The 4502-nt window shown below is 72.1% G+C and carries 1 protein-coding gene; it reads left to right on the top strand.

Annotated features, from left to right (window positions below):
- A partial coding sequence (locus ACGF1Z_RS35530) for an SDR family NAD(P)-dependent oxidoreductase (protein WP_393010774.1) occupies positions 1-4502 on the top strand: 4502 nt, incomplete at both ends.

The raw sequence follows: 4502 nt of genomic DNA, 5'->3' as shown, positions 1-4502 counted from the left end.
CTCACCAACGCCAACCTCCACCCCAACGACATCGACATCATCGAAGCCCACGGCACCGGAACCACCCTCGGCGACCCCATCGAGGCACAAGCCCTCATGGAGGTCTACGGCGTGGGACGCGATCCCGGTCAGCCGCTCTACCTGGGGTCCCTGAAGTCCAACATCGGTCACACGCAGGCCGCGGCCGGCGTCGGCGGCATCATCAAAATCGTCCAGGCCCTCCAGAACGGCGTGATGCCCCGCACCCTGCACGCGGACGACCCCACGCCGCACATCGACTGGACGACCGGGGCCATCAGCCTGCTCACCGAGGCGCAGCCCTGGCCCGGCACCGGCACCCCCCGCCGGGCCGCCGTGTCCTCCTTCGGCATCAGCGGCACCAACGCCCACGTGATCATCGAAGAGCCGCCGGCGGAGGTGAAGCCGGCGGACCGAGCCGACGGATCCGAACCCGACCGCCCGATCTGGGTACTCTCGGCGCGGACGGAGGACGAACTCGCGCGTGCAGCGGGGCGTCTGACCGACCACGCCACCGCTCGTCCCGAGGTGACCGCGGGTGCCATCGGCGACTCACTCGCCCGGCGACACCAGCACCCCTACCGCGCGGTCCTGCACGGCGCCGACCGCCACGAACTCCTCACCCAGGCACGCGCCCTGGCCACCGGGCAAGCCCACCCGGACCTCATCACCGGACACGCCCACGACGGCAAACTCGCCGTCCTCTTCACCGGACAAGGCGCCCAATACCCCGGCATGGGACGCGACCTCGCCGAGACACACCCCCGGTTCGGGGAACTCCTCACCGACATCGCCGGACGCTTCGACCACCACCTCGACCACCCGCTGATCGACGTCATGTGGGCAGCACCCCACACCGAACTCGCCGCTCTCCTCGACCGTACCCGCTACACCCAGCCGGCTCTCTTCGCCTTCGAGACCGCCCTCTTCACCTACCTCACCGAACGCGGACTGGCACCCGACTACCTCATGGGCCACTCCATCGGCGAGATCACCGCAGCGCACGTCGCCGGAACCCTCTCCCTCGACGACGCCATCACCCTCGTCGCCGCACGCTCCCGCCTCATGGAGGGGCTGCCCACCGACACCGGCATGCTCAGCGTCACCGCATCCGCCACCGATCTCCACGCCGTGCTCGACCGCCACCCCGAGATCGACATCGCCGGACACAACTCACCCCGACACACCACCCTCGCCGGCACCCACCACGCCCTCACCACCCTCGCCCAAGACCTCGACACCGCCGGAATCACCCACCGACCCCTCACCGTCTCCGGCGCCTTCCACTCACGCCACCTCGACCCGCTCCTCCCCCAGCTCACGAGTGCCGCCGAGGACCTCACCCACCACGCCCCCACCATCCCGATCGTCACCAACACCACGGGGCAGATCGCCACCACCGAACAGCTCACCGACCCCCACCACTGGGCCACCCAAGCCCGCACCGCCGTCCACTACCACCACGGCATCACCACCCTCACCACACTCGGCGTCACCACCTACCTCGAAATCGGACCCGACACCACCCTCACCCACCTCACCCGAACCACCCTCGCCAACGACACCGACGACACCACCGACACCGTCACGCTGATCCCGACCCAGAACCCGCGGGCGGACCGACCGGATGTCCTCGACGACGCCCTCGCCACGCTCCACACCGTCACCCCGAGCGGCCTGACCTGGCCCACCACCGACCGGCCCCCGGTGGCCCTGCCGACGTATCCCTTCACCCGCGCGCCCTACTGGCTCGACCCGGAGCCGCACACGGACGCGTCACAGATCGGCCTGGGCCCCGCCGACCACCCGCTACTCGCCGCAGCCAGCGAACTCCCCGACGGCACACACCTCTTCACCACCACCCTCACCACCGGCACACACCCCTGGCTCGCCGACCACACCATCGCCGGCACCACGCTGCTCCCCGGCACAGCACTACTCGAACTCGCCCTCCACGCAGGCGACCTCCTCACCCACCCCCACCTCGCCGAACTCACCCTCCAGTCCCCGATCACCCTCCCCGCCCAGCTACAACTCACCGTCGAAACACCGACCGACGACCAGCGCCACTTCACGATCCACACCCGCACTCCAGACGCCACCGACAGCAGCCGCGCATGGATCCTGCGCGCCACCGGCACCCTCACCACCGCCCAGCCCTCACCGCCGGATCCCGCTCCCACCGTCGAGCCTGGTGAGCCGGCCGACCTGACCGGCTTCTACGACGTCCTCTCAGACCACGGCTACACCTACGGCCCCGCCTTCCGCGGCCTCGACACCCACTGGCCCACGACCGGCTGGGCCAGGGCCAAGCTCCCCACCACCCACGGCCGACCCACCGGCTACGGCATCCACCCGGCCCTCCTCGACGCCGCACTGCACCCACTCGTCGCGCCCACCGGACCCGACACCCCCCTGCGCCTGCCCTTCACCTTCAACGGCGTGACAGCTCACCCGACCGGCATGTCCGAGCCCCTCACCTCGCTCCGTGTCCGTACCACCCCGCACTCTGCCGGGGCCGACACGTACACGGTGGACGCGTTCACCGAGGGCGGCACGCCCGTCATCACGATCGCCGGCCTCACCCTCGCCACAGCGGATCCGCGTGCACTCAAGGCGTCCGTGCCGGTGCCCGGACTGGCGTGGATGCCCGTCGAGCTGCCGGAGGTCTCACCGAATCCGGACGAGGCCGGGGGCGAGCTGCCGTCGGACTGGGTGCAGATCGGCGGCACCGACCCGCTGCCGGGCATCACCACCCACCACCCCGATCTCGACGCCCTCCTCGCCGCGCTCGCCGACGGGGCCCCCGCTCCCACCACCGTCCTCTACCAGGCCCCCTCCGGAGACGCCGGGGAGGGTGGGCCCGAGGACGGGGCCGGGGAGGAGGACGAGGGCGGGGACCTCGTCGCCGCCGTCCATCACGTGACCGCCGCCGTCCTCTCCACGCTCCAGACCTGGCTGACGGTCCCCGCCCTCGCCGACACCCGCCTCACGGTCCTCACCACCGCCGCCACCGGACCCCACCACCAGGACGGCCACCTTCCCCACAGCGCCCTCACCGGCCTCCTGCGCACCGCGCACACCGAGAACCCCGACGTCGTCACCCACGCCGACCTGCCCCGCACCCCCCTCACCCCCGACGCCGTCCACAACCTCAGGCGCGCCGTCGCCGCCCGGGTCCCCCAGTTCACCCTGTACGGCGACGCGGTCCTCGCCCCCCGCCTCACCCCCGGCACGGCCCGGGGCAGCGCCTCCGCCGCCGACTTCGCCCAGGGCACGGTGCTCGTCACCGGTGGTACGGGAGCACTCGGCGCCGTAACGGCCCGCTATCTGGCCACCCGCCCCGACGTCGGGCGTCTGGTGCTGGTCTCGCGACGGGGTGCGGACGCCCCCGGCAGTCGCGAGCTGATCGAGGAGCTCACCGCCGCGGGAACTCCCGCGAGCGTGGTCGCGTGCGACGTCAGCGATTTCAGCGCCGTCCGCGCTCTGATCGCCGAGGTCACGGCCGCCGGCCCCCTCACGGGAGTCGTCCACTCCGCGGGTACGGTGTCCGACGCCACCCTCCCCGGCCTCCGCCAGGAGCAGCTGACCTCCGTCCTGGCCGCCAAGGTCGACGCGGTCTGGAACCTGCACCGGGCGACCGTGGACCAGCCGTTGGCCGCCTTCGTCGTCTACTCGTCGGTCGCCGGCCTGCTGGGCTCCTCCGGCCAGGCGAACTACGCTGCGGCGAACACCTTCCTGGACGCGCTCGCCGAGCACCGGCACGCACAGGGGCACCCGGCCACCTCACTCGCCTGGGGCCTGTGGGCCGAGGGCATGGGAGCCACCCTCGACAGCGGCGAGACCGCCCGCTGGGCCGCCGCCGGCATGACCCCCCTCAGCGACGCCGAGGGCACCGCCCTCCTGGACGCCGCCCTCGGCCTCGACGCCCCGGTCCTCGCGCCCGTCCGCTGGGACCGCGCCACCCTCACCGCACTCGCCCAGAAGGACGAACTCCCGGCCGTTCTCTCGCACATGGCCCCCGCCCCCCGCCGCGTTTCCGTACCGACGTCCGCGGCGACGTGGCAGGAAGGGATGACGCGGCTGTCGGAGGTGGAAAGGGTGGCCGCCGTCCGTGAGCTCGTCACCCGGGTGTGCGCCGCGGTGCTGCACACCGAACCCGGCCGACTCACCGGAGACCAGGCCTTCAAGCAGCTCGGCTTCGACTCCCTCACCGCCGTCGAGCTCCGCAACCGCCTCAACCGCGAGACCGGACTCCGCCTCGCCACCACCCTGGTCTTCGACCACCCCACGCCCGACGCCCTGGCGGCGCACATCACGGGGCTCGTCACCCCCGCAGAAGTGACGCCGAGCACCACGGCACCCGTCGTCACGGGCGGCGATGCGGATGACGATCCGATCGTGGTGGTGTCGATGGCCTGCCGCTACCCCGGCGGGGTCACCTCACCCGAGGAACTCTGGCAACTGGTCACCGACGGCACCGA

It is taken from the genome of Streptomyces sp. NPDC048018 (genome assembly GCF_043202995.1).
In the GTDB taxonomy this organism is placed as follows: Bacteria; Actinomycetota; Actinomycetes; order Streptomycetales; family Streptomycetaceae; genus Streptomyces.
This window is presented reverse-complemented; position numbering and strand designations above follow the sequence as displayed.